This is a genomic window from Streptomyces sp. NPDC031210 (assembly GCF_055570395.1).
Window position 1 is genome coordinate 83468 of record NZ_JBVIHH010000004.1, and the last position, 24768, is coordinate 108235.

Genomic DNA, 24768 nt, shown 5'->3' on the forward strand with positions numbered 1-24768 from the left:
GCTGCCGATCCTACATTGGACAATGTCTAAGTCAAGAAGAAGCCGAAAGTCGTACCTGATCCGGCGATGGACCGGCCACTGCTACCCTTGCTTTATCTGACTGATAGGTGATTGGCATGAGTGACCTGCTGGAACGTCTCCGGGGACGCGGCTGGCGGCTGACCGCACAGCGGCGCGTCGTCGCCGAAGTCCTCGACGGGGACCACATCCACTACACCGCCGACGAGGTGCACGCGCGGGCGACGGAGCGTCTTCCGGAGATCTCCCGCGCGACGGTGTACAACACCCTCGGCGAGCTGGTCTCGCTCGGCGAGGTGCTCGAAGTGAGCACGGACGGCCGGGCGAAGCGGTACGACCCCAACGCGCACCACGACCACCAGCACCTCGTCTGCTCGCGGTGCGGCACGATCCGCGACGTCCACCTCCAGGGCGACCCGCTGTCCGCGCTGCCGGAGCCCGAGCGCTACGGCTTCCAGGTCTCCGAGGTCACCGTGACCTACCGGGGTGTCTGCCCCACCTGCAGCGCGGCCCACACCGCCGACTCCCCCGCCTGACGCCACGGGCGCCGGCCCCCGTCCGGGCCGCGCCCCGGGATCACGCACCCCGCACACACCACCGGCATCCCCGGTACCCGAGGCAGGGCCACTCCTTCCGGACCGGCGCGCGGACCGCGCGCCGTACGCGGCGGGGCCTGCCTCTTTCGCGTTTCCGGCGGGCATGACGAAGGCCCGGATTCCTTAAGGAATCCGGGCCTTCGTTTTTCAGTAGCGGGGACAGGATTTGAACCTGCGACCTCTGGGTTATGAGCCCAGCGAGCTACCGAGCTGCTCCACCCCGCGCCGTTGTGTCTTTACTCTAACCCCAGGCCGACGACCAGCGCAAATCCCTTTCCCCGGCCCAGGGCCCGGTCCATGAACCGGGCCCTGGGGTCCGAGGCGTGCAGCTAGGCGCTGAGCTCCTCCTGGAGCGCCGCACGCAGCCGCGCCGCCCGCTCGGCCACCTCCGGCGGCCCCAGCTCCACCGACCGCGCGCACCAACTCTGCGCCTCCGCCAGCGCGCCCCGGCGGGCGGCCAGCAGCGCCAGGCGGAGCGCCGCGCGGCCGTGGCCGGCGTCGGCGGCCCGCTGCCACCACAGGGCGGCCTCGGGCAGGCTGCCCTCGCGGGCCAGCAGCAGGCCGAGGTTGAAGGCGCCGTTGCGGCTGCCGGCCTCGGCCGCCGCGCGGTACCAGGTGGCCGCCTCGATCACATCGCCGCGCGCCGCCGCGAACATGCCAACCCGGACCTGGGCGCGGCGATGCCCCTGCCGCGCGGCCCGCTCGTACCACAGCGTGCTCTCGTCGTCCTGCGTCCGCTCGCCGTCCGTCCGCCCCGGCCCGCCCGCCTCCGCGGCCCTGCGGTCCAGGAGGTCGGCGAGCCGGAAGGCCGCCTCGGCGCTGCCGCCACCGGCCGCACAGCGCAGGTTGCGCTCCGCCGCCTGCGGGTCGCCCTCGCGCAACTGCACGATGGCGACCTGCAACGCCGCCTCGGTGTGCCCGGCCGCGGCCGCCCGCTCGTACCAGGTGTGCGCCGTACGCTCCTCACCGCGCCCGGCGAAGAGGATGCCGAGGTTGAACGCGGCGTCCACGCTGCCCGCCTCCGCGGCCTTGGAGAACCACGGCTCGGCGCCCGCCGCGTCGCCGCGCTGGAGCAGCAGGATCGCGAGCGCGTTGGCGGCCTCGCGGTGCCCGGCGTAGGCCGCGCGGCGGTACCACTGCTCCCCGCGCCCGGCCCGGTCCTGCTCGGCGCAGAGCAGCCCGATGTTGTACGCGCCGTTGACGTCCCCCGCGTCCAGGGCGACGCGGTACCAGCGCTCGGCGGTCTGGAGTTCCCCGCGGTCGGCGTGCAGCGCGCCCAGGGCGTTGGCGGCGTTGCCGTCGCCGTCCTGCGCGGCGCGGCGCCACCACTCCGCGGCGCTCTCCTCGTCGCCGGCGTCGCGCAGCAGGAAGCCCAGCGCGCAGGCCGCGCGCGCCTCGCCGTCCTTGGCCGCGGAGAGGTACCAGCGGCCCGCCTCCTGGATGTCGCCGCGGTCCTCCAGGAGGGCACCGAGCTGGAGCGCCGCGCGCCGGTGTCCGCGCGCGGCGGCCTGGCGGTACCACTGCTCGGCCTCGGTCTGCTGGGTCAGCTCGCCGTAGGCGGGAGTCGTACGGCGGTCGGCGTCGCGCCCCTCCTCGATGAGCCGGGCCAGGCGGTAGGCGGCCTCGCGGTGGCCGCGCTCGGCGGCGGCCCGGAACCAGCGCTCGGCGCCCACGTCGCCGCGGTGCTCCAGCAGGTCGGCGAGGGCGTAGGCGCCCAGGCAGTGGCCGGATTCGGCGGACTGGCGCAGCCAGTATTCAGCCGCCGGCTCGTCACCGCGCTCGCGGTAGTGGCGGCCCAGGGCGTGCGCGGCGGCGGCGGAACCGGCGACGGCGGCGACGCGCCACCATCCGGCCGCCTCGTCCCCGTAGCCCCGCTGGTGGAGCAGGACGCCGAGGTTGTTCGCGGCGGCGCGGTCACCGGCGGCGGTGGCGGAACGCAGGTAGGGCTCGGCGCCGTCGAGGTCACCGCGGCGCAGCAGCATGGCGCCGAGCGCGCTCATGGCGGCGGTGTCGCCCGCCTCGGCGGCCCGGCGGTGACCGGTCTCAGTCACCGCGTCGGACGCTTCGGCGGCCTCCGCGGCCTCCATCGCGTCCATCGGCAGCTCGGATTCGCGCCCGTCGTCGGGCGCATGCACAAACCGGTCTGTCTCCAACAACCTTGCCTTGTCCCCCATAAGAGCCATCGTCGCATCACCCGTAACCCGCGTACACCTGGTATACCGCAGCCAGTGAGGTCACTTCAGCGGTTTGTCGACTTCCCGACACGACGACTTGTCAAACTCAAACACACAGGTTCCCCACATCGGCCGTTCGACTCGGCCGGAAGCCGAAGGAATCGACACACGTGACGAAGGCCCGGATCCTGATGGATCCGGGCCTTCGTCTTTCAGTAGCGGGGACAGGATTTGAACCTGCGACCTCTGGGTTATGAGCCCAGCGAGCTACCGAGCTGCTCCACCCCGCGCCGTTGTGTCCACAAGGTATCACGGCGCCCGGGTGGCCCCTGACCACCGCCGCCGCGCGGCCCCTGGTGTGCACCGGGGGCCGCGCGGCTCATGCCGGCCGGCTCAGTCGCCCGGCTTCCCGGCCTTCTCGGAAGCCTTCGCGGCCCGGTCCAGCGCCGCCTTCAGCTTCCTCTGGGCCTCGCCGTACGCGGCCCAGTCACCCGAGACCCGCGCCTTCTCGCCCTCTTCGTAAGCCTTCTGGGCGTCGCCCAGGGCCTGCTGCACCGTCTGGTCGGACGGGGGCGGCGGGGTCGTGTCGCCCCCGTCGGGCGGTGGCTCGGTGCCGGTGCTCGGCGCCTTCTTGCCGAAGACGACGTCCAGCGCGTCCTTGAGGGAGTTCTCCAGGACGGGCTTGTTGTCACCGTAGCTGACCAGCACCTTCTTCAGCAGCGGATAGTTGGTGTTGGCGCCGCGCAGGTAGACCGGCTCGACGTACAGCAGCCCGCCGTCCAGCGGCACGGTCAGCAGATTGCCGTACTCGATCTTGGAATCGCCGAGTTTCTTCAGGATGTTGAGCTCGTTGGCGATGCTCGGATCGGAGTTGAACTTCGACTGCACCAACTGCGGACCGGGCACCGGCGTCTGGGACGGCAGTTTCAGGAGTCTGATCCTGCCGTAGTCGCCGCTGGTGGCGTTGGCGTCGACCGCCATGAACGCCCCGAGGTTGTCGCGCTTGTTGGGCGTGAAGGTGGTCGTCAGAGAGAAGGACCGGTTTTTTTGGTCCGGCATCTTCATGCTCAGGTAGTACGGCGGTACGGCGTTGCCCGACTCGGTCGTGGGATCGTTCGGGATCTGCCAGCGCTCGGAGCCGGTGTAGAACGTGCCCGGGTCCGTGACGTGGTAGGTCGTCAGTAGCTGCCGCTGCACCTTGAACAGGTCCTGCGGGTAGCGCAGGTGCTCGCGCAGCGCGGGGCTGATGGAGCTCTTCTTCTCGACCGTGCCGGGGAAGGACTTCATCCAGGTCTTGAGGACCGGGTCCTTGGTGTCCCACTGGTAGAGCTTGACCGAGCCGTCGTAGGCGTCGACCGTCGCCTTGACGGAGTTGCGGATGTAGTTGACCTGGTTCTGCTGGGCCACCACCGCCCGCTGGCCGTCGGTGAGCGAGTCGGCCGTGGTGTCGCCGAGCGTGGTGCGCGAGGCGTACGGGTAGCCGTTGCTGGTGGTGTAGGCGTCCACGATCCACTGGATGCGGTGGTTTATGACCGCCGGATAGGCGTCACCGTCGATGGTCAGCCAGGGGGCGACCGCCTCGACCCGCTCCTTGGGCGTGCGGTTGTACAGGATCCGCGAGCCCTCGCCGATCGCGCCGGAGTAGAGGATCTGCGGCTCGCCGAACGCCACCGCGTACGCGGCGCGGTTGACCGGGTTGGCGAGGTTCACCCCGCTCTTGCCCGTGTAGCTGTAGCTCTTCTCGCCGCTGTCGTCGGAGTAGTCCAGCTCCTTCTGCGGACCGCCGACGATGGAGTACTGGGCGGTCTTCTCGCCGTAGTAGACCCGCTGCTCGTACGAGCGGAGCTGTCCCTTGGCCGGCAGGTCCGACTCGGTGTACTTCGGCCCGCCGCCCTCGGCGGTCTCGGTCCCCTTGGCGGCGACCGCGCCGTAGCCGTGGGTGTACTTGAAGTGGTCGTTGATCCAGTTGCGCTCGGGGATGCCGGCGATGTTCAGCTCGCGCAGACCGATGACGGTGTCCTGCTCGGCGCCGTCCTCGTCCTTGTAGCGGTCGACGTCGAGGGTGGAGGGGAACTGGTAGTACCCGCGCACCTGCTGCTGTTGCTGGAAGGCCGGCGAGACCACGTTCGGGTCGAGCAGCCGCATGCTGGCCGTGGTGTCGGCGTCATCGCGCAGCCGCTGGCTGTCCGCCTTGTCGGTGGGCTTGTAGTTGCCCTTGTAGGGCGTGACGCCGGCGTCCTGGATGTCGTACGCGTCCCGGGTGGCCTTGATGTTGTGCTTGATGTACGGCGCTTCCTTGGCCTGCTCGTTCGGCTGGACCTGGAACTTCTGCACGATCGCCGGATACAGCCCGCCGATGAGGATCGCGGAGAGCACCATCAGGCCGAAGCCGATCACCGGGAGCTGCCAGGTGCGGCGCCACAGGGTGGCGAAGAACAGCACCGCGCAGATCGCCGCGATGAAGAACAGGATCGTCTTCGCCGGGAGGTAGGCGTTGGCGTCGACGTAGCGCAGGCCGGTCCAGTTGTCGGCCGACTTCAGGCCGCTGGACTTCACCGCGAGCCCGTACCGGTCGAGCCAGTACGCGACGGCCTTGAGCGAGACGAAGATGCCCAGCAGCACCGACAGGTGGCCGGTGGCCGCGGCGGTCGCCCGCGAGCCGGGGCTCGTGACCCGCAACCCGCCGTAGAGGTAGTGCGTGAGCGCGGCGGCGACCAGGCACAGCACCGCGCAGGCGAAGCCGAAGCTCAACAGGAAGCGGTACCAGGGCAGATCGAAGGCGTAGAACGCGACGTCCTTGCCGAACTGCGGATCCTTCTGGCCGAACGGCACGCCGTTGACCCACTGGAGCCACGTACGCCACTCACCGGAGGCGGACGCGCCCGCGATCAGGCCGATCACCGCGGTGATCGCGATCAGCGCCCACTTCTTGAACGGCGCGATGCTCATGCGGTAGCGGTCCAGGCTCTGCTGCTCCATGGACATCGCGCTCAGCGGCGGGCGCAGCCGGTGCGCCAGCCAGATATTGACGCCGACGGCGGTGGCCATCAGGACGCCGAAGAAGAAGAAAAGACCGATCTTCGTCCACAGGGTGGTGGTGAAGACCGACGAATAGTGGACGGAGCGGTACCAGAGCCAGTCGGTCCAGAACCCCGCGAACATCACGAAGAGCATGGCCAGCACGGCCAGGACGCCCAACGTCATGAGCAGGGTCCGGATCCGCCGGGACGGTCGGCCGACTCTGATCCGTGGCCCTGTCGGGCCTCCGCCGCGGTCCGGCATCTGGAAAGCCAAGGTGCGCACCTCGAAGTTCGCTGTCGTGTGGAACAGGCCCGGCGATAGTAGGACCCAGTGATGCAACTTACGAAGGCTTTACTCGGTTCCCGATTTCCGGGGTTCACAAGGCACGATGTTCAGCATGACCAACCTCCCCGTTGACGGCACCCCCCTCGCCGCCGACCCACTGACCCGCGCGGTACTCGAAGTCGACGAGTACAGCGCCGGGCTCGGCTGGGACCAGCCCGCCCGCCTGTTCGCCCTCGTCGACACCGCCAAGCTGCGCGAGCAGGAGCCGTCGCTGGCCTCGCAGCTCGGCATCGACGACTCCACGACCGCTTCCCTGACCCCCGTCGAGCAGGACGAGATCCCGGCGGGCGCCCCGCTGGACGAGTTCCTCGCCACGATCGCCTGGCCGGACGCCGTCGCCGGCTGCGCGATGACCGTGGAGCGGCTGATGCTGCCGCCGTCGGCCGAGGACTCCGTGCCCGAGGGTATGGACGACGCGCAGCTCGCGCAGTGGGTCGCCGACCATCCCGACCGTCAGGAGGTCCGGATGACGGTGGCCGTGCTGCGGGACGGCTCGCGCGAGTCGGCGCTGCGGCTGCGCGAGAAGGACTCCACGTCCGAGGTGCTCACCGGTTCGGCGCTGGTGCCGGGCCTGGCGGACGCGCTGGCCGCGACCTTCGAGAGCTGACCTCACCTCGGCCGGCTCCGCGAGGCCCTACTGCCTCGTGATGCCTAGGGCTTGCCTGCCGGGCCGCAGCTCGGCAGGCCGGCCGTGTCACCCGAGCGGATCTTCTCCAGCGCCTTCACCGCGTCGCCTATCGTGCCGACCTTGACGAGGGTGAGGCCGGCCGGGATGTCCTTGGCGGCGGTGGCGCAGTTGTCCTTCGGCGTCAGGAAGAACTCCGCGCCCTTGTCCCGCGCACCGACGGTCTTCATCGAGATGCCGCCGATCGGGCCGACCTTGCCCTTGTCGTCGATCGTGCCCGTACCGGCCACGAACTTGCCGCCGGTCATGTCCTGGGGCGTCAGCTTGTCGACGATGCCGAGCGCGAACATCAAGCCGGCGCTGGGGCCGCCGACATCGGCCAGCTTGACGTCGATGGGGAACGGGAAGAGGTGGTCCACCTCGGGCTGGATGCCCACGACGGCCCGCCCGTCGCCGGCCTTCTGGGTGCTGACCGTGACCTGCCGGGCGCCGGCCGCGGGCCGCTTGCCCAGCTTCTCGGCCGCGGCGGCCTCCTTGGCGGGAATGATCGTGAAGACGACCTTCTCGCCCGGCTTGTGGCGGGTGACGAGCTTGGCGACGTCGGGGGTGTCGTTGACCTTCTTGCCGTCCACCGCCGTGATCACGTCCCCGGCGTGCAGCCGTCCGTCGGCGGGCTTGTCCTTGACGACGGACCCGACGACGGTCTGGGTGGCGACCGGGATACGCAGTTGCTTGAGCGCGGCGGCCTTGGCGCTCTCCTGGGACTGGCTGAACTCCTCGGCGTTCTCCTGGTCGGCCTGCTCGGCCGTCTGGCCCTCGGGGTAGAGCGTCTTGTGGGGCACCACGGCGTTGTCGTGGTCCAGCCAGCCGTAGACCGCCTCGAAGAGGTTCATGGTGTAGTCGGGGCCCGTGACGCGGACGGTGGTCATGTTGAGGTGACCGGTCGTCGGGTAGGTCTTGCGCCCGGAGATCTGGAGCACCGGCTCGCCGTCGTGGTCACCGAGGGTGTTGACCGTCGGCCCCGGCGACATCTCCGAATACGGCACGGGGATCAGCACCCCGGCGCAGAGCAGCGCGATCAGCATCAGGGTCGAGGCGAGCAGCGTCGCGGTGCGGCGTGGCATGGAACGACAGTACGGGACGGGTATGACAACCGGCCCGCGGGGCCGTCCGTACGGGGCCCGGCGGAACCGCTCCGACCGGGGGCGGGGCGCCGGCTACCGCGTCCGCGGGCCGGACGTCACGCCGCGTCGGTGGCGGGGTCGGAGACCGGAGCGGACCCGGGCTCCTTCTCCATGGCGGCACGGAACCGGGCGTACCCGGCAAGCTCCGCGACGTCCCCGGTCTTGCGGTTGCGCAGGGCCCAACTGCTCCACACCGCCGCGGCGAGAGCGGCGAGAACCGGAATCAGCAACCAGAGGAGCGCACCCATAGCGACCTCCTAACCCCACGCACGACCGCGATCTACGAATAAGCAGATTAACCATCTGACAGGTCAACGCTCATGGCAGGGGGCGGGTTACGCAACCGGAACGGGTGGCGCCGATTCGGCTCCGTGTTCGGGAACGGACAGGGCGTCGGGACGCGGCGCAGGGCAGGGCTCGGGGCCCTTGATCCCCTACGCCCCCACCCACTCCTCGGTGCCGTCCGAGAACACCTGGTGCTTCCAGATCGGTACCTCGTGCTTGAGGTCGTCGATCAGCTTGCGGCAGGCCTCGAACGCCTCGCCGCGGTGCGGGCAGGAGACGGCGACGACGACGGCCAGATCCCCGATGGCCAGATCGCCCACACGGTGGACGGCGGCCAGCGCGCGGACCGGGTAGTCGCTGACGACCTTCTCGGCGATGCGGCGCATCTCGGCGACGGCCGTCGGGTGCGCGGAGTAGCCCAGACCGTCGACGTCGGCCCCGCTGTCGTGCGAGCGGACCGTGCCGACGAACAGGGCCGTACCGCCCGCGGCGGCGTCGCCGACGGCCGCGAAGACCTCGTCCACCGACAGCGGGGTGTCGCGGATCGCCAGCAGCCGGATCGGGTCCGCGGCGGCCCGCTCACCGGGGTGGTCGTGACCGGGCTGCGGGGAAAAGTGCGTGCCAGACATGCCCCCATCGTGCCGTACCCGGGGCGGGAGGGGGAATGGCCGTTTCCGCCGGGCGTACGCGCCCGCGTATGGAGGCTCATACAGCGGGCGGCCGCCGCCCGCGCGCCCGGCACCGGCCTCCTCCTGTCAGATGCGCCGGCGGGCCTTGCGGGCGCGGCGCACCAGCGCGGCGGTGCCCAGGAGCGCGACGGTGGCGCCCGCGGCACCGGCGGCGGTGGCGTCCTTGCGGCCCAGCCGGCGACCGGCGACGGTGTGCCGGCCGGCCACCTCCTCCAGGAGTTCGGCGAGCACCTCCTCGTTCGTCCACCGGGGCCGCCAGCCCGCCTCGTGCAGGCGGCTGCCGCTGACCACCCAGGGGTGCATGGTGTAGGCCAGGTCCCCGGCGGGCGAGGGGGTCAGGCCGATGCGGTGCAGCCGGGCGGCGGCGCCCAGGGCCACCGAGGACGGCAGCTCCATCCGCCGGATACCGGACAGCTCCTCGACCTCCTCCTGCTCCAGCCAGCCGTCGCAGCCCACCGCCAGTTCGCCGTCGACCTTCTCCAGGGCGGCGTACTCCAGGGCGCTGACCAGGTCCTCGACGTGACAGAACTGCCAGGCCGGACGGGAGCCGGCGACGACCAGGAGGCGGGGGGACTCGAAGTAGCGGGTCAGGGCGGTGTCGGTGCCGCCCACCAGGACGGTGGGGCGCAGGACGGTGACGTTCAGGCCGGGGTGCGCGCGGGGCGCGCGATGTGCGAGGTGCTCGATCTCCAGGAGATCGCCGACGCCGGTGGCGTCCGCGGTGGCACGCAGCTCGGCGTCCTCGGCCAGCGGAACATCGTTGTCGGGCAGCGCCCCGTAGACCATGGCGGAGGTGCACAGGACCACCCGGTGGACGCCGGCCGCCGCCGCTGCGGTCAGGACGGTCTGGGTGCCGCGCACGTTGTAGGCGGTGCGGGCGGCGGCGTCGGTCTCCAGGTCGAGGTCGAGCGCCAGGTGGACGACGACGTCCGCGCCGCGCAGTTTGTCGGCGATGGCCGGATCGCGGACGTCCAGGACATGCCAGTGGGCCTCGGCGACGTCACCGCGCCGCTCGTCGATGGCCACCACCTGCTTGACCTCGTCGCAGTCCACAAGGGCGCGGGTGAGCAGCGCGCCGACCCCGGAGGCGGCTCCGGTGACGGCGACGACGGGGCGGCGCCGGGACCCGCGGGCGGGGCCGCCGGCGGTGGTGCCTGCCTTCTCGGTGTCGGCCGCAGCGTTTCGCGCTGCGCGAACGGTCGGATCTGGGGAACTCACCGGGCGTCTCCAGCGGTTGTCTTCAGTACGTACGCGTGCTGACGCGGACGTACCAGGTGGCGTCCATCCTGCCGCAGCCACCGGGACAGCGAAGCACCGAGCCCCGAAGCGGTCCGGGTGTCTACGCTGGAGGTGATGTCGGGCAGTCGCCGTCGGCCCCGGGCCGGCGGCCCTACGAGCCGAGGAAACCCGTGAGTGACACCCCATTTGGATTCGGCCTTCCGCCGGAGGAGCCGGAGGACGGCGACAACGGCGCGAAGAAGGGCGGCCAGGGAGGTAGCCAGGGCCCCTCGAACCCGCTCGGGTTCGGCGGCGGGAGCGGCGGCGCGGACAATCCGTTCGCGGCGCTCTTCGGCGGCATGGGCGGGCCCGGTGGCGAGATGAACCCCGGCGACCTGGGCGCCGCGTTCCAAAAGCTCGGTCAGATGCTCTCGTATGAGGGCGGCCCGGTGAACTGGGACATGGCCAAGGACATCGCCCGGCAGACCGTGGCGCAGGGCGCCGAGGACGGCAGCAAGGACGCGAGCCTGTCGCCGGGCGAGCGCGGTGCGGTCGAGGACGCCGTGCGGCTGGCCGACCTGTGGCTGGACGGGGTGACGTCGCTGCCGTCGGGGTCCGGCTCGGTGGTGGCGTGGAGCCGCGCCGAGTGGGTCGAGGAGACCCTGCCGGTGTGGAAGGACCTGGTCAACCCGCTCGCCGAGCGTGTCGGGTCGGCGATGGGCGAGGTGCTGCCCGGCGAGATGCAGGCCATGGCGGGCCCGCTGCTGGGGATGATGCGCTCCATGGGCGGCGCGATGTTCGGCACGCAGATCGGGCAGGCGCTGGGTGTCCTGGCGAGCGAGGTCGTCGGCTCGACGGACATCGGGCTGCCGCTGGGCCCGGCCGGGAAGGCCGCGCTGCTGCCGGGGAACATCGCGACGTTCGGTGCGGGCCTGGGCGTGCCCGAGGAGGAGGTGCGGCTGTACCTGGCGCTGCGGGAGGCCGCCCACCAGCGGCTCTTCGCCCACGTGCCGTGGCTGCGGTCGCATCTGTTCGGTGCCGTCGAGGGCTATGCGCGCGGCATCAAGGTCGACACGACCAAGTTGGAGGACGTGGTCGGCCAGATCGACCCGCAGCATCCCGAGGAGCTGCAGAACGCCCTTCAGCAGGGCATGTTCCAGCCCGAGGACACCCCGGAGCAGAAGGCCGCGCTGGCCCGTCTGGAGACGGCCCTGGCGCTGGTCGAGGGCTGGGTGGACGCGGTGGTGCACGCCGCCGCCAAGCCGCATCTGCCGTCGGCGGACAAGCTCCGCGAGACGCTGCGCCGGCGCCGGGCCAGCGGCGGACCGGCCGAGCAGACCTTCTCGACGCTGATCGGTCTCCAGTTGCGTCCGCGGCGGCTGCGGGACGCCTCGCGGCTGTGGGCGTCCCTGACGGACGCGCGGGGCCTGGACGGCCGCGACGGCCTGTGGGAGCACCCGGACATGCTGCCGACCGCCGCCGACCTGGACGACCCGGACGGCTTCGTGCACCACGAGCAGGCGGACTTCTCCGAGCTCGACAAGATGCTGGGCGAGGCGGCAAGCGGCCGCAAGCCGGATCTGCGCAAGCCGTCGGACGCTTCCCCGGACGCGTCGGCCGAGGACTCCGGTGAGCCGGAGGGCGGGCCGGCGGCCTCCGGTGGCGGCGAGGCGGAAGGCCCTGGTGGCGCGCCCGACGGCAAGGGTGACGACGCCAAGTGAGTCTGCACGAGGACGCGGCGCGGGTGCTCAAGGAGTGGCCCGCGCCGTCGCCCGACCAGGAGCGGCTGCGGCTGGCGTATCTGGACCACCTCGCCTCCCATCCGGACGGCATGGGGAAGCCGTGCCGCGACGGGCACGTCACGGCGAGCGCGCTGGTGATCGATCCGGTGGCCGGGCGGGTGCTGCTGACCCTGCACCGCAAGCTCCGGATGTGGCTGCAGATGGGCGGGCACTGCGAGCCGGAGGACGCCGCGCTGGCGGACGCGGCGCTGCGTGAGGCGCGTGAGGAGTCGGGCATCGCGCGGGGGCTGACGCTGCTGCCGGGCGGGCCGGTGCGGCTGGACCGTCATCTCACGCCCTGCGCCTGGCATTTGGACGTCCAGTACGCGGCGCTCGCGCCCCGGGACGCGGTGGCGGAGATCAGCGACGAGTCGCTGGACCTGCGGTGGTTCGCCTACGACGAGGTGGCGGACGTCGCCGACGCGTCCGTGGTGCGGCTCATGGACCGCACCCGCGCGCTCCTGTAGAGCGCCGCTTCCCGAGCGCACCTCGTCCGGCGCTCGTCCCTCCCGGGGCGGGCGCCGGACGCGCGGCGTCAGTTGGTGAAGATGTTGCCCTGGTTCTGGCCGTGGGCGCCGTGCTGGCCCATGCCGAACTGGGCGGCCAGGCCGGAGCCGATGTCGGCGTGCTGCGGCGGCAGCAGCTCGCTGGGCTGGACGAGCGCGTAGCCCTGGCCGAGGAAGCTCAGCTCCCAGCCCTCGCCCGTACCGCCGCGCCGGCGCCACACTCCCGAGGAGTGCGTCTGCGCCTGCATCTGCACCCGCAGGGAGGCGGACCAGGCGACGACCGCGTCGGCGTCGGCGTTGACGTACTTGTCGGGCGTGACCTGGAGCATCAGCGGCTGGCCCGAGGTCATCAGCGCGACCTTGCCCTGCCCGGAGATGTTGAGCTGGTACTTGCCGGTGCCGGAGATGCCGTACTGGCTGTCGACGGAGACGACCTCCCAGTGGAGGCCGGAGTCCAGCGCCAGGACGTAGCTGCTGTCGACGGTCAGGCCGTCGTGGTCGACGTCGACGACATGGACGTACTGGGCGAGGTTGGCCAGATAGACGGTGCCCTGCCCGGATACCCGCATCAGGTCCAGACCCTCGCCGGACATGGCGCGGGCGTGATGCTGGCCCCGGGTCTGGTAGTTGCCGTCGAATTCCAGGAGGCCCTGGTAGGCGACCATGGTGCCCTTGCGGGCCAGGATGTCCTCGTGGCCCTGGAGGCAGACGCGCAGCAGTTGTTCGTTCTGCAGGGCGTAGCGGTCCTGGGTCTGTGCCTCGGTGAAGGCGAAAAGCGGACTCTGCATGATGTGTTCGGTCCTCCCCCTCAGCCCCGGGCCCGGAGCCGGTCGGCGCTGTCCTCGCTGGGCTGGACGACGACGAACCCCTGGCCGGAGAAGCCCAGTTGGTATGCCTCGCCGCTGCCGCGTCCGATCATCGAGGACGCCTTGAAGCTGCGCTTGCCCTTCATCTTCAGGTGGGTGGACCAGGCGACGAGGGCGTCGGGGTCCACGTACGTCTCGTCCTCACCGCGGCCGCAGTCGACGACGATGGGCGTGCCGCGGGAGGTCAGCGCGACCCAGCCGGTCCCGGAGATGCCGACGTTGAAGAGTCCCTGACCGGCGAACTTCGCCATGCCCTTGACGCGCTGCACGCCCCATTGGAGGTGCGCGTCGAAGGCCAGGAGGTTGGTGCCGTTGACGGAGAGCGAGTCGCCGTTGAGGTTGACGCACACGACGTCGGCGCCGTAGTCGGCGAGGTAGAGCAGGCCGTCGCCGGTGCACTTCATCAGCGGGGCGCCCTCGCCGGTCAGCCACTGGGAGGCCATCTGGCGTACGGCGGGCGGGTTCGGCTCGTACTGGACGAAGCCTTCGTAGGCGATCATCGAGCCGGTGCGTGCGAAGACGTCCTGGCCGCTCTGCATGGCGATCTTCACCATGGAGCTGCCGTGGTTCTCCATACGGGCGGCGGGCGCGGTCGGGACGTAGCCCGGTAGCTGTTGCTGGTTCATGATGACGGGCTCCCTCAGACCTCGTAGGGCTGGACGACGATGAAGTTGCCGGGCGCGCCGCGGAACTGGAGGTTCACGGTCTCGCCGGAGTGGCCGGGATAGGCGTGCCGGCGCAGGCTCACCTGGCTGGAGATGATCACCTGGGAGGCCGCGGACCAGGCCACGATGGCGTTGGCGTCGGCGAAGGTGGTCGGGGTGACCGGCAGCACGACCGGGGTGCCCTGGGTTTTGACGACGATGGTGCCGGTGCCTTGGAACTGCATGGTGAACAGGGCGCCACCGGGGATGCCGTGGCCCTCGATCCGGCGGATCTCGTGCTGGAGCGACTCGTCGAAGGCGAGCACGTTCTCGGCGGAGACACACAGGGCGTCGCCCTGGAGCTCGATGGGGTGGACGTGCGAGCTGTTCTCCGCGAAGAAGACCTGGCCCTGGCCCGAGCAGCGCATGAGCTGCATCTCCTGGCCGGTGGCGTTGCCCACGATCCGGCCGCGGAAGCCGGCGCCCTTGTAGCTGAAGTCGACCTTGCCCTGGTAGAGCACCATGCTGCCCTGGCGGGCGAGCACCGGCTGGCCGTCCACGCCGAGGTCGACGCGGACCAGTTTGCTGTTCTGCGGGGTCCAGCGCTGACCGGTGGGGGCTTCCTTGTACTTCTCCAGGACCGCGCCGAGGCTCGGTCCGCCGCCCTGGGGCGGGGCCGGTGTCTGGCCCGCGTAGGGCGCGGCCGGCGGTTGTCCGGGCTGGCCGTAGGGGGCGGGCTGGGCCGGGAACTGGCCGGGCTGGCCTTGGGGGGCGGGGTATCCGCCGGCGGGCTGGCCGTACGGGGCCTGCTGTCCGGGGAACGCCCCGGGTGCGGGCTGCGGCTGGCCGTACGGGTCCTGGCCCGGGGTCGGCTGGCCGTACGGGTCCTGGCCGGGGGCCGGCTGGCCGTACGGGGAGGGTTGCTGCTGCCCGGGAGCGCCGGGCATCCCGGGGGGCGGCACCGGGCCGGCCGGCGGGGTCACGGGCGCGACGAGGGTGGGCGCGCTGTGGACCTGCGGGGCGGCCGGCGGCGGAGCCTGGGCGGCGGCCGGTGCGCTCTGCGGCGGACTCTGGGGTGCGCCGAATTCGGGCGCCGGCTGCTGCGGCGGTACGGGGGCGGCCGGGGCCGCGAAGGACGGGGCGGGGGCGGCCGCGCCACCGGGCGGCGCGAAACCGGGCACGCCCTGCGCCGTGGCGGGCGGCTGGGGCTCGGCCTCTTCGGCGACCTCGCCGCCGAAGTTCTTCAGCAGCGCCTCAAGCCCGCCGTCGAATCCCTGGCCGACCGCGGCGAACCGCCAGACGTCCTTGAAGTAGAAGTCGCCCAGCATCACGGCGCGCTCGGTGCTGAACTCGCTGCCGTTGAAGGCGTACCGTGCGACTTCCTCGCCGCCGGCCACGATGCGGAGGTAGCCGGGGCCTATCTGCGACATCTGGCCCGCGCCGTCGAGCGCCGCCGTGAAGGACAGCTTCCGTACGTGGTCCGGGATGTTGTCGAGGGTGACGCGGAAGGACTCGGTGTCGCCGGCCTGCGCGCCGAGCTGCTGGATGGCTTCCTCGGGCGATTTGGGCTGGTTGAAGAAGATGAAGTACCGGTCGTCCGACAGCCGTTCAGCGGCGTCCAGACCGAAGCAACTGATGTCGAAGGTCAGGCCGGGAGCCGCGATCTGCACGCCGACGTACAGATCCGTCCCCGCCGTGAGATCACCGATCTTGGCCTTGTGGCCCCGCTGGAATTCCCTGGGCATACGTAACGACCGTCCCCCGCTCCGGCTGTGAGTTTCTCTGCGCGCCAGGCTATCGGCTCGCACTGACAGCGGACGATGCCGGGGCATGGCCCGGTTCCCTCTCAGGCGGTCGTCATTCGCTGCGGGCGGCGGGCAGATGCGGCAGCCGGTCGGCGGCGACGACGCCTTCGAGGTAACCGCGGGCCCGTTCGGTCCGCGGGTAAGCCTCCAACAGACTCCAGAACCGCGGGCCGTGGCCGGGGACGAGCAGATGGGCGAGCTCGTGCAGCAGGACGTAGTCGATGACGTACTCGGGCATGCCCTGGAGGCGGTGCGAGAGGCGGATACTGCCCTCGGCGGGGGTGCACGAGCCCCAGCGGGTGTTCTGGTTGGTGACCCAGCGCACCGACGCGGGGCGGGCCCGGCCCGCCAGGAACTGACCGGACAGCCGCTCGGCCCGCTCGGCCAGATCGCTGTCGCCCAGCATGCGCTTGCTCTCCTGGGCGGCGAGCTTGTCCAGCATGACCGTCACCCAGCGCTGCTCCTCGGCCTCGGACATACGGGCCGGGATCAGCACGATCGTGCGGTCTCCCTCGCGGTAGGCGGAGACCGTCCTGCGCCGTCGTGAGCTGCGGCGCACTTCCACCGCGCTCGTCCCCGAGCCGCGGGCCTTCGGGCCCGGGGCAGCCCGGCGCGAGGAGTCAGCGGCACGGCGCAGGGGCGTCTCCCCGGAGCCGCGAGGGGCAGAGTCGGCGGGCACGCGCCCGACGTTACCCGCTGGCCGTGCGGATAGTCCCGCCCCACCGGCGGTTCGCGCGCGAAACACTCCATGGCGTGCATGGCTTGTACGACTAATGCCCCGAGCTGTGGATAACTCCGGGCGGCGATCCGCTGCCGGGCGCATGCTGCGAGCCGGACGACGAAGGACGGGGGCGGGTGCCATGCATCCGATGCTCAAGCCCGCGCTGCGGCGCGGCTGGCGGGACAGGGAGACGGTGCGGTTCGGTGTGGCGCCTGCCCACGCGGTGGTGGTGGGGCCGCTCGACACGGCGACCGGCAGCTATCTCCAGATGATCGACGGCACCCGGAACATGCGGCAGCTCGTCGCGGACGCCGGGTCGCTGGACCTTCCGCCGGAGCACGCGCGCGGTGTGGTGGACCGGCTGGGCGCGGCCGGGCTGCTGGAGGCGCCGGCCGCGGGCGGGCCGGCGGCCGACGCCGTACGGGCGGACGGCCCCGCCGTCGAGCGGCTGCGGCCCGATCTGGCGTCCTTGTCGGTGCAGCATCCGGAACCGGCGGGCGCTCTGGGCCGGATAGGGGCTCGGCGGGCGATCCGCGTCCGGGTCCGCGGGATGGGACGGGTCGGGGCCCAGATCGCCGCGCTGCTCTCGGCGGCGGGCATCGGCCGCGTGGAGGTGCTGGACGGTGGAAGGGTCGCGCCGTGGGATGTGGTGCCGGGCGGACTGCCCGCCGAGCGGGTCGGCGAACGCCGCGATGTGTCCGCGCGGCGCCTGGTCCACCGCGCCTCTCCGTGGAGCCGCAGGCCGCGCCCGCTGGTCCCGGTGAGCGATTCGGGGGAGCCCGGCCTGTCGCTGGTGGTGCTCGCCCCGCGCGACGGGCTCGGCGCCTACGCCCCCGACCCCGTGCTGTCCGAGCCGCTGCTCACGGCCGGCATCCCGCATCTTTACGCGGGGGTGATCGAGGGCACGGGGGTGGTGGGCCCGCTGGTGGTGCCGGGGATGTCGGCGTGCGCGCGCTGTGACGAACTGCGGCGCACGGAGCGGGAGCCGGCGTGGCCGCGGCTGCTCGCGCAGTGGCGGTCGGGGCGGGCGTCGCCGGGGGTGCCGGCCTGCGACGGGGCGCTGGCGACAATGGTGGCGGGGCTCGCCGCCGTACAGGCCCTGACGTTCGTGGACGGCGCCCTGCCGCCGTGCACGGGCGCGCGGATGGAAATCCCGCTGCCGTGTGCGAGCGTGCGGACAGCGGCGATCGCAGCACATCCGGAGTGTGCGTGCGGTGCCGCGCGCGGTACTTGTGAGGCAGGCACCTCGGATCCTGAGCCGCGACACGCCACAATGACGGAGTAACCCCGGTAGGGGGACAGTGTGAGTTGGAGGGGCGCATGTCTGATCTTCCCCGCAAGGCGGTCACCCGCACCGCCAAGCTGGCCGCTCTGCCACTGGGGTTCGCCGGTCGAGCGACGTGGGGCCTGGGCAAGCGGATCGGCGGGAGATCCGCCGAGATCGTCGGCCGCGAGCTCCAACAGCGCACGGCGGAGCAGCTTTTCAAGGTGCTCGGTGAACTCAAGGGCGGTGCGATGAAGTTCGGACAGGCCCTGTCCGTCTTCGAGTCGGCGTTGCCCGAGGAGGTCGCCGGGCCTTACCGGGCGGCGCTGACGAAACTGCAGGAGGCGGCGCCTCCGATGCCGACGAGCACGGTCCATTCGGTGCTGGCGGAGCGGCTCGGGGAGGACTGGCGGGAGCTGTTCGAGGAGTTCGAGGACAAGCCGGCCGCGGCGGCGTCGATCGGGCAGGTGCACCGCGCTGTGTGGCACGACGGCCGCGAGGTGGCGGTCAAGGTCCAGTATCCGGGCGCGGGCCAGGCCCTGCTGTCCGACCTCTCCCAATTGAGCCGGTTCGCACGGCTGTTGGGCCCGCTGATCCCGGGTATGGACATCAAGCCGCTGATCACCGAACTGCGCGACCGCGTCTCCGAAGAGCTGGACTACAGCCTGGAGGCGGAGGCGCAGCGCGCACACGCCGAGGAGTTCGCCGGCGACCCCGATGTGCGGGTACCGGCCGTCGTCCACCAGAGCGACCAGGTACTGGTCACCGAGTGGATGGACGGCGTCCCGCTGTCCGAGGTGATCGCCCACGGCACCGAGGAGCAACGGGACCGGGCCGGGCAACTGCTGGCCCGCTTCCTCTTCTCCGGCCCCGCCCGCACCGGCCTGCTGCACGCCGACCCGCACCCGGGGAACTTCCGGCTGCTGCCCGGTGACGACGCCGACGAGTCGGGCGGGCGCTGGCGGCTGGGCGTCCTGGACTTCGGCACCGTCGACCGGCTGCCCGACGGGCTGCCGCCCACCATCGGCACCTCGTTGCGGATGACCCTGGACGGTGAGGCGGAGGCGGTCTACGAGCTGCTGTGCGAGGAGGGTTTCGTCAAGGAGACCATCGAGCTGGACCCGGACGCGGTACTGGACTACCTGCTGCCGATCATCGAACCGGCGCAGGTGGAGGAGTTCACCTTCACCCGGGGCTGGATGCGCGCCCAGGCCGCCCGGATCGGTGATCTGCGCTCCCCCGCCCACCAGTTGGGCAAGCGGCTCAATCTGCCGCCCGCCTATCTGCTGATCCACCGTGTGACCTTGAGCACGATCGGGGTACTGTGCCAGTTGGGGGCGACGGTGCGGCTGCGGGACGAGCTGGAGGCGTGGATGCCGGGCTTCCTCGGCGAGGAGGAGGCGGAGACCGCCGGGCTCGGCGCGGAGGTCGACGGGACGCCCGTGGAGGAGAACACGGCCTGAACCGGCGAGCGTCCTGCTGAACTCGTTAGCGCCGCGCTGAACCGCTGGCGCCGTGCTGAACCCGCTAGCGCCGTGACGCCGCGCGGGACCGGGGGCCCGGAGCCGACCGGGGCCCCTGGGCTCACCACCAGCTTGAATCCAGGCGCCCCTCGATGGCGCGGAGGTTTTCCCGGGCGCATCTGTCGCAGAGGTAGCGGCGGGCGCCGTTCTCGACGAAGCAGGTCCAGGTCAGCGGTGTGCCCTCGGCGACCGCGCCGCAGCGGGCGCACACCGTGGTCTCGGCGGGCAAGTCCGGCTGTTCGTCCGTCTTTCCGTCCACCGTCCGACGATAGCCCCGCCCGCCGCGTGTGGGGGAAGGCAACGCACCGAGGGGCCCGCCCTGTCGGACGGACCCCTTCGGTTGGCGGAGCGGCTGTGCGGTGTTACTGCATCACGGCCATGGCCAGCGCCCGGCGGGCGCGCAGCGAGGCACGTTCGGCGCGGCGCTGCATGCGGCGCGCGGTGGCGAGCCGATGAGCCCTGCGTTCCGATTCGGCCTCTTGGAGGCGTTCATGCATATGCGCACGCGCCAGAGCTTCTGGGATGAGTTGCATTTCGAGGTTCCTGTTCTGACGTGACTCGGTCGCACCGGGGTTCGCGGGCGCGGGCGTTTCGGTGAAAGAGGGCTTCATCGTTGGGTCCTGCTTCTGGGGATCCCGTGTGACGGGACGGTCGATCGTTCCTGGGCCGATGGTGTTCATGCCGCGACCGGGTTCTTGCGGGGACGGCCACGCGGACGCTTCCGCGGCACGACGACACCCTGGACGAACAGCTCGCCGCCCCAGACGCCCCACGGCTCACGGCGGTCCTTGGCTCCGGCGAGACATGCCTCACGGACGGGGCAGGTCTGGCACAGGGTCTTGGCGTACTCGACGTCGGCCGGGGACTCGGCGAAGAAGACCTCGGGGTCGTAGGTACGGCACGGAACAGCGGCGCCGAGGCGGTCGATCTCGTCGTCGAGCTCGGTGAGGGGCAGCAAGGAGTTCTCCTGAGGGTCGGGCGGAGGGATCAGGTCGGTCGCTACGGACGGGGTGTGCGTCTGGAGTTGCACGGTGGTGTGTTCCTCGTCTGTGTCGGCCCGGCTGGTGGCTGGGCGCGTTTGGCAAAACAAAAGGGCCGCGGATCCCGGTGTGGGTTCCGCGGCCCTGGAAGGCGCCGACCTGATCGTGCCGATCAGGCTGGATCTCTCCAGGGTTCGTGGCCGCGGTAGGCCCACATTTCATGCTTGGTCTGGTACTGCTTCCGGGCTCCGGCACCATTGGCCGCCTCGAAGGCGCAGGCATTTGCCTGTGCCGCCGCTGCTGCTACCGCAGGTGCCTCGGTCGGTCGCGCGGTGCGCTCGCTGACCGTCGGGACAACGAGGAACTCGGGACGCGCGACCTCGGTACCGAAGAGGCGGCCGAAGCCGGACAGACCGGTGCCCAGGAGCGAGGAGCCGAGCGTGCAGGGGGCGACGACCGAGAGATCGGTCATTTTGTTGGTCTCGATGATGCTGATCACTGGGCTCGCCTCCTCTCGGCGTCTCGGTGGACCGGGAATCCCGGTCCAGGGGGTGTTCAAGTACAGCACGGATTGATCGGATCTCGAAAGGCCCGTTGTCTCCGTGCTTCCGAAGGCTATGGGGATGCGCTCCGCGCGCGCAAACTATTTTTCCGACGAGTTTTCCGTGGCGTCCTGGCCGTCCCCCTCCGATGCCCCGGCGAGCTCCTCACCGGCGCAGAGAGCCAGCACATCGCTGCCGAAGCGGTCGAGCTTGCGCCGCCCGACTCCTGAGATGCTCGCCAGCTCCGATTCGGTTCCCGGCACCGTCTCCGCGATGGCCATCAGCGTCTTGTCGGTGAACACGCAGTAGGCGGGCTGGCTCAGCAGGGCGGCCTGCCGGGCCCGCCAGTCCCGCAGTCGCTCGTGCAGCGCCTCATCGAGATCCGAGGGGCAGTCCTCGCACCGCATCAGCTTCATCTCGCCCGCGTCCGTCAGCGTCTTGCCGCAGACCCGGCAGCGGGTCGGGCCGCGCCGTTTGCGACGGCCCGCGCCCGCCGCCGCACCACCGCGCTCGACGCCGCCGACGCCACCGGCGGCCGTACCGCGCCCGGCCGCCGCCGCGGAGCCGGGCCGCAGGCCGCTGAGGAACCGGCTGGGGCGGCGGGAGGCCCGACCGCCGGGCGAGCGCGCCAGGGACCACGACAGGCCCAGATGCAGCCGGGCGCGGGTGACGCCGACATACAGCAGCCGGCGTTCCTCTTCTATCTGCTCGTCGGTCTTGGCGTAGGTGATCGGCATCATGCCCTCGGTGAGACCGACCAGGAAAACGGCGTCCCACTCCAGGCCCTTGGCGGCGTGCAGTGAGGCGAGCGTCACACCCTGAACGGTGGGGGCGTGCTGGGCGCTCGCGCGCTCGTCCAGCTCGGCGACCAGATCGGCGAGGGTGGCGGCGGGACGGGCCCGCGCGAAGTCCTCGGCGAGGCGCACCAGGGCGGCCAGGGACTCCCAGCGGTCGCGCACCGCACCGGATCCGGCCGGCGGCTCCCCGGTCCAGCCCATGTCGCTGAGCACCGCCCGTACCTCGGACGGCAGGTCGACGGCGTCGTCGAGCAGCGCGTCGTTGGCTCCGAAGCGGGCGGCGCCGCGCAGTTTGATGCCCGCCTCGCGCACCTCGGGCCGTTCGAAGAACCGTTCGGCGCCGCGCAACTGGTAGGGCACCCCGGCATCGGCCAGTGCCTGTTCGTAGACCTCCGACTGGGCGTTGATACGGAACAGGACCGCGATCTCGCCGGCGGGGACTCCGGAGGCGATCAGGTCGCGGATGCGGCGGGCGGTGCCCTCGGCCTCGGCCGGCTCGTCGGCGTACTCCGCGTAGGCGGGCTCGGGCCCGGCCGCGCGCTGCGAGACCAGCTCCAGGCGGTGTTCGGCCGCCCGGCCCTTGGCCTGGGAAAGGAGGCCGTTGGCGAGGTGGACGACCTGGGGGGTGGAGCGGTAGTCGCGGACGAGTTTGACGACCGTCGCCTGGGGGTGGCGGGTGCGGAAGTTCAGCAGGTAGTCGGGGGTGGCGCCGGTGAAGCTGTAGATCGTCTGGCTGGCGTCACCGACCACGCACAGATTGTCGCGGTCGCCCAGCCACAGGTCGAGCAGCCGCTGCTGGAGCGGGCTGACGTCCTGGTACTCGTCGACGACGAAGTGCTGGTACTGCGAGCGGACCTGGTCGGCGATGTCGTGCCGGTCCTGGAGGACGCCGACGGTGAGCAGCAGCACGTCCTCGAAGTCGATGGTGCCGCGGTCGCGTTTGAGCTGCTCGTACGTGCCGTAGATCTGCCCGATCTCCGACGGGTCGCGGGGGGCCTCCCGGCCGGCCTTGGCGACCGCGGCGGGATAGTCGGCGGGCACGGTCTGGGTGACCTTCGACCACTCGATCTCGCCCGTGACGTCGCGCAGCTCGTTGCGGTCCAGGCGGATGCGGCAGCGGGCGGCGGCCTCCGCGACGAGCTGGACCTTGCGCTCCAGCAGCCGGGGGACCTCACCGCCGACGGCCTTCGGCCAGAAGAACTGAAGCTGGCGCAGGGCCGCCGAGTGGAACGTCCTGGCCTGCACCCCGCCCGCGCCGAGCTGCCGCAGACGCCCGCGCATCTCCCCCGCCGCGCGGGCGGTGAAGGTGACAGCGAGCACGCTGGCGGGCTGCAGGATGCCCGCGCGCACGCCGTACGCGATCCGGTGCGTGATCGCCCGGGTCTTGCCCGTCCCGGCACCCGCCAGCACACACACCGGACCGTGCAGGGCCGTCGCCACCTCGCGCTGCTCGGGGTCGAGCCCGTCGAGCACCGCGTCGGGAGAGTCGGGGACCTGCGGGAAAAGAGAGGAGTCCGTTGCTGCTGTCACCCCGCCATGCTGCCAGGTCCGCTGAGGCGGTCGGGAAAGTTGTCCACAGGCGTCCGGCTCCGGTCCGATGAATCCGGGCGGCTGGGGAGATCCACGCCCGGCGGCGGGCGAGGCCGGGGACGCTGAACAGGCCGGAGAAGCCGGGAAGAGCCCGGGCGGGGGGTGGCACACCCCACATCGGCGGCCTCACGAGGGGGAACGGGAATGGTCCGGAAGTGGTGGGCGTTGTGGTCCTTGTCCTCGCGTCGGCTGTGGCGCGGGGCTTCGTTGGATCACGACTTACTCGAAGGAGCGCGGGAGCATGGCGGGCACTGTGACGATGTACAGCACGACCTGGTGCGGTTACTGCCGTCGGCTGAAGGGCCAGATGGACCGCGAGGGCATCGCGTACACCGAGATCAACATCGAGACCGACCCGGAGTCCGCGGCGTTCGTGGAGAAGGCGAACGGCGGCAACCAGACGGTGCCCACCGTGCTGTTCCCGGACGGCTCGACGCTGACCAACCCGTCATTGGCGCAGGTCAAGCAGAAGGTCGGTGCCTGACCGAGCCGAGGCTTTTCCCGCGGCTTCCCAGGGCCGTCGGCCGATTCCGCTCCGCGGATCCGGTCGGCGGCCCTGCGCGTGGGCCCGCGTCACGGCTTGGGCAGCGGCTTTCCGTACCAGAGCTCGATGAGGCGGGCGGCGATGGAGATGCCGTACGGAGGCAGGACCTCGCCGGATTCGAACGCGGCACGCAGGTCCTCGCGGGAGAACCACCGGGCCTCTTCGATCTCCTCACCGTCCACCTGGATCTCGGAGGAGGTGGCCCGTGCCATGAAGCCGAGCATCAGGCTGGAGGGGAACGGCCAGGGCTGGCTGGCGACGTATTCGACGTCGCCGATGACGACGCCGGCCTCCTCGAAGACCTCGCGGGCCACCGACTGCTCGATGGACTCCCCGGGCTCCACGAAGCCCGCGAGGGTGGAGAAGCGGCCTTCGGGCCAGTGGACCTGCCGGCCGAGGAGCGCGCGGTCCTCCTCGTCGGTGACGAGCATGATCACGGCCGGGTCGGTGCGCGGGTAGTGCTCGGCGCCGCAGGCGGGGCAGCGGCGGATGTGGCCGGCGGCGGCGATGACGGTGCGTTCGCCGCAGCGCGAGCAGAAGCGGTGCAGGCGCTGCCAGTTCTCCAGGGCGACGGCGTGGACGAGCAGCCCGGCGTCGCGCGGCGAGAGCAGCAGGCCCGCCTCGCGCAGGCCGGCCGGGCGCGCGGACTGGTCCATGCGGCCGGGCAGGGCGTCCTTCTGGAGGGCGAAGTAGCTGACGCCGTCGTCGTCGGTGCCGAGGTAGTAGCGGTGCGCCTCCGTCATCGGCGCTTCGAAGGCCGGCGTCATGATCAGTTCGGTGCGGCCGTCGGGGGTGTCGTCGATCAGTGCCTGGCCGCCGGACACCACGAAGACGCGCGTCGTCGGGTGGCTCCAGGCCGCCGCGAGCCACGCCTCGTCGAGGCGGTGGTGAGCGGAGCGGTCGATTCCGCTCGGTGCGCTGAAGGTGAGCGGCCGGTCGGTGCTGTGCTCGGTCCAGGTGGTCACTGCTGTTTCCAACTCCCCCTATGGCGTGGGTGGTCGCTGCGTACGGGCGCGAAACGGTCCGGTGATGGGGGCGCCTCCCGTGGCC

Annotated in this window: 23 protein-coding genes and 2 tRNA genes; 7 read left to right on the forward strand and 18 right to left on the reverse strand. The window is 71.5% G+C overall.

Features of this window, described 5'->3' with window-relative positions; all coding sequences use genetic code 11:
- Positions 1 to 116: 116 nt before the first annotated feature.
- Positions 117 to 554, forward strand: coding sequence for a Fur family transcriptional regulator (locus ACZ45Z_RS09875; RefSeq protein ID WP_468358951.1), 438 nt, complete (start codon positions 117 to 119; stop codon positions 552 to 554).
- A gap of 211 nt (positions 555 to 765) precedes the next feature.
- Here the strand turns inward: ACZ45Z_RS09875 and ACZ45Z_RS09880 are convergent.
- The 4 genes from ACZ45Z_RS09880 to ACZ45Z_RS09895 form a co-directional block, all read right to left on the reverse strand.
- Positions 766 to 839: transfer RNA gene (locus ACZ45Z_RS09880), tRNA-Met, on the reverse strand.
- Between the two features lie 104 nt (positions 840 to 943).
- Entirely contained in the window at positions 944 to 2797 is a 1854-nt protein-coding gene (locus ACZ45Z_RS09885) for a sel1 repeat family protein (RefSeq protein ID WP_468358954.1), read from the reverse strand.
- Positions 2798 to 3004: 207 nt separating this feature from the next.
- Positions 3005 to 3078 (reverse strand) — tRNA-Met (locus ACZ45Z_RS09890).
- A gap of 103 nt (positions 3079 to 3181) precedes the next feature.
- Positions 3182 to 6070 (reverse strand): UPF0182 family membrane protein, encoded by a 2889-nt coding sequence (locus tag ACZ45Z_RS09895; protein ID WP_468359766.1) that lies wholly within the window; start codon positions 6068 to 6070, stop codon positions 3182 to 3184.
- Between the two features lie 136 nt (positions 6071 to 6206).
- Between ACZ45Z_RS09895 and ACZ45Z_RS09900 the strand changes: the two genes are divergently transcribed.
- Entirely contained in the window at positions 6207 to 6761 is a 555-nt protein-coding gene (locus ACZ45Z_RS09900) for a PPA1309 family protein (protein WP_468358957.1), read from the forward strand.
- A gap of 44 nt (positions 6762 to 6805) precedes the next feature.
- Here ACZ45Z_RS09900 and ACZ45Z_RS09905 read toward each other — a convergent pair whose 3' ends face one another.
- From ACZ45Z_RS09905 to ACZ45Z_RS09920, 4 genes are all read right to left on the reverse strand, one after another.
- Positions 6806 to 7903: a YlbL family protein gene (locus tag ACZ45Z_RS09905; protein WP_468358960.1), complete on the reverse strand. Its 1098-nt coding sequence runs from the start codon at positions 7901 to 7903 to the stop codon at positions 6806 to 6808.
- A gap of 116 nt (positions 7904 to 8019) precedes the next feature.
- On the reverse strand, positions 8020 to 8211 hold the full coding sequence (locus ACZ45Z_RS09910; RefSeq protein WP_468358963.1) for a hypothetical protein: 192 nt from the start codon (positions 8209 to 8211) through the stop codon (positions 8020 to 8022).
- Between the two features lie 186 nt (positions 8212 to 8397).
- Complete coding sequence (locus ACZ45Z_RS09915; RefSeq protein ID WP_468358966.1) at positions 8398 to 8877, reverse strand: molybdenum cofactor biosynthesis protein MoaE; 480 nt, start codon at positions 8875 to 8877, stop codon at positions 8398 to 8400.
- A gap of 126 nt (positions 8878 to 9003) precedes the next feature.
- Positions 9004 to 10155, reverse strand: a complete 1152-nt coding sequence (locus ACZ45Z_RS09920; RefSeq protein ID WP_468358969.1) for an SDR family oxidoreductase — start codon at positions 10153 to 10155, stop codon at positions 9004 to 9006.
- A gap of 191 nt (positions 10156 to 10346) precedes the next feature.
- Between ACZ45Z_RS09920 and ACZ45Z_RS09925 the strand changes: the two genes are divergently transcribed.
- Both ACZ45Z_RS09925 and ACZ45Z_RS09930 read left to right on the forward strand, forming a co-directional pair.
- Complete coding sequence (locus ACZ45Z_RS09925) at positions 10347 to 11876, forward strand: zinc-dependent metalloprotease (RefSeq protein WP_468358971.1); 1530 nt, start codon at positions 10347 to 10349, stop codon at positions 11874 to 11876.
- Positions 11873 to 12403 (forward strand): NUDIX hydrolase, encoded by a 531-nt coding sequence (locus ACZ45Z_RS09930; RefSeq protein ID WP_468358973.1) that lies wholly within the window; start codon positions 11873 to 11875, stop codon positions 12401 to 12403. Before ACZ45Z_RS09925 ends, ACZ45Z_RS09930 begins: the two co-directional genes overlap by 4 nt.
- Before the next feature lie 68 nt (positions 12404 to 12471).
- On the opposite strand, the gene ACZ45Z_RS09935 is transcribed toward ACZ45Z_RS09930, so the two are convergent.
- The 4 genes from ACZ45Z_RS09935 to ACZ45Z_RS09950 form a co-directional block, all read right to left on the reverse strand.
- Positions 12472 to 13230, reverse strand: coding sequence for an AIM24 family protein (locus ACZ45Z_RS09935; protein ID WP_468358975.1), 759 nt, complete (start codon positions 13228 to 13230; stop codon positions 12472 to 12474).
- Positions 13231 to 13250: 20 nt separating this feature from the next.
- The gene (locus ACZ45Z_RS09940) at positions 13251 to 13934 is read right to left on the reverse strand and encodes an AIM24 family protein (RefSeq protein WP_468358977.1); all 684 of its coding nucleotides are present in this window, start codon (positions 13932 to 13934) and stop codon (positions 13251 to 13253) included.
- A gap of 14 nt (positions 13935 to 13948) precedes the next feature.
- Positions 13949 to 15697: a TerD family protein gene (locus ACZ45Z_RS09945; RefSeq protein ID WP_468358979.1), complete on the reverse strand. Its 1749-nt coding sequence runs from the start codon at positions 15695 to 15697 to the stop codon at positions 13949 to 13951.
- 112 nt (positions 15698 to 15809) lie between these two features.
- Complete coding sequence (locus tag ACZ45Z_RS09950) at positions 15810 to 16436, reverse strand: M48 metallopeptidase family protein (RefSeq protein ID WP_468358982.1); 627 nt, start codon at positions 16434 to 16436, stop codon at positions 15810 to 15812.
- A gap of 190 nt (positions 16437 to 16626) precedes the next feature.
- Here ACZ45Z_RS09950 and ACZ45Z_RS09955 point away from each other — a divergent pair, with 190 nt between their 5' ends.
- On the forward strand, positions 16627 to 17763 hold the full coding sequence (locus ACZ45Z_RS09955) for a ThiF family adenylyltransferase (protein WP_468359771.1): 1137 nt from the start codon (positions 16627 to 16629) through the stop codon (positions 17761 to 17763).
- Between the two features lie 35 nt (positions 17764 to 17798).
- Positions 17799 to 19205: an ABC1 kinase family protein gene (locus ACZ45Z_RS09960; RefSeq protein ID WP_468358985.1), complete on the forward strand. Its 1407-nt coding sequence runs from the start codon at positions 17799 to 17801 to the stop codon at positions 19203 to 19205.
- A gap of 121 nt (positions 19206 to 19326) precedes the next feature.
- On the opposite strand, the gene ACZ45Z_RS09965 is transcribed toward ACZ45Z_RS09960, so the two are convergent.
- The 5 genes from ACZ45Z_RS09965 to ACZ45Z_RS09985 all read right to left on the reverse strand — a co-directional run bounded on the left by ACZ45Z_RS09965 (position 19327) and on the right by ACZ45Z_RS09985 (position 23114).
- Positions 19327 to 19524 (reverse strand): hypothetical protein, encoded by a 198-nt coding sequence (locus ACZ45Z_RS09965; protein ID WP_468358988.1) that lies wholly within the window; start codon positions 19522 to 19524, stop codon positions 19327 to 19329.
- Between the two features lie 103 nt (positions 19525 to 19627).
- Positions 19628 to 19945, reverse strand: a complete 318-nt coding sequence (locus ACZ45Z_RS09970; protein WP_468358991.1) for a hypothetical protein — start codon at positions 19943 to 19945, stop codon at positions 19628 to 19630.
- The gene (locus ACZ45Z_RS09975; RefSeq protein ID WP_026169602.1) at positions 19942 to 20295 is read right to left on the reverse strand and encodes a WhiB family transcriptional regulator; all 354 of its coding nucleotides are present in this window, start codon (positions 20293 to 20295) and stop codon (positions 19942 to 19944) included. The genes ACZ45Z_RS09970 and ACZ45Z_RS09975 overlap by 4 nt, the downstream gene beginning before the upstream one ends.
- Before the next feature lie 122 nt (positions 20296 to 20417).
- Entirely contained in the window at positions 20418 to 20744 is a 327-nt protein-coding gene (locus ACZ45Z_RS09980) for a hypothetical protein (RefSeq protein ID WP_468358994.1), read from the reverse strand.
- Positions 20745 to 20888: 144 nt separating this feature from the next.
- Positions 20889 to 23114: an ATP-dependent DNA helicase UvrD2 gene (locus ACZ45Z_RS09985; protein ID WP_468358997.1), complete on the reverse strand. Its 2226-nt coding sequence runs from the start codon at positions 23112 to 23114 to the stop codon at positions 20889 to 20891.
- A 301-nt stretch (positions 23115 to 23415) separates the two neighbouring features.
- Between ACZ45Z_RS09985 and ACZ45Z_RS09990 the strand changes: the two genes are divergently transcribed.
- Positions 23416 to 23658, forward strand: a complete 243-nt coding sequence (locus ACZ45Z_RS09990; RefSeq protein WP_393896663.1) for a mycoredoxin — start codon at positions 23416 to 23418, stop codon at positions 23656 to 23658.
- Positions 23659 to 23747: 89 nt separating this feature from the next.
- On the opposite strand, the gene nudC is transcribed toward ACZ45Z_RS09990, so the two are convergent.
- Positions 23748 to 24683: an NAD(+) diphosphatase gene (gene nudC / locus ACZ45Z_RS09995; protein ID WP_468359001.1), complete on the reverse strand. Its 936-nt coding sequence runs from the start codon at positions 24681 to 24683 to the stop codon at positions 23748 to 23750.
- Between the last annotated feature and the right edge of the window lie 85 nt (positions 24684 to 24768).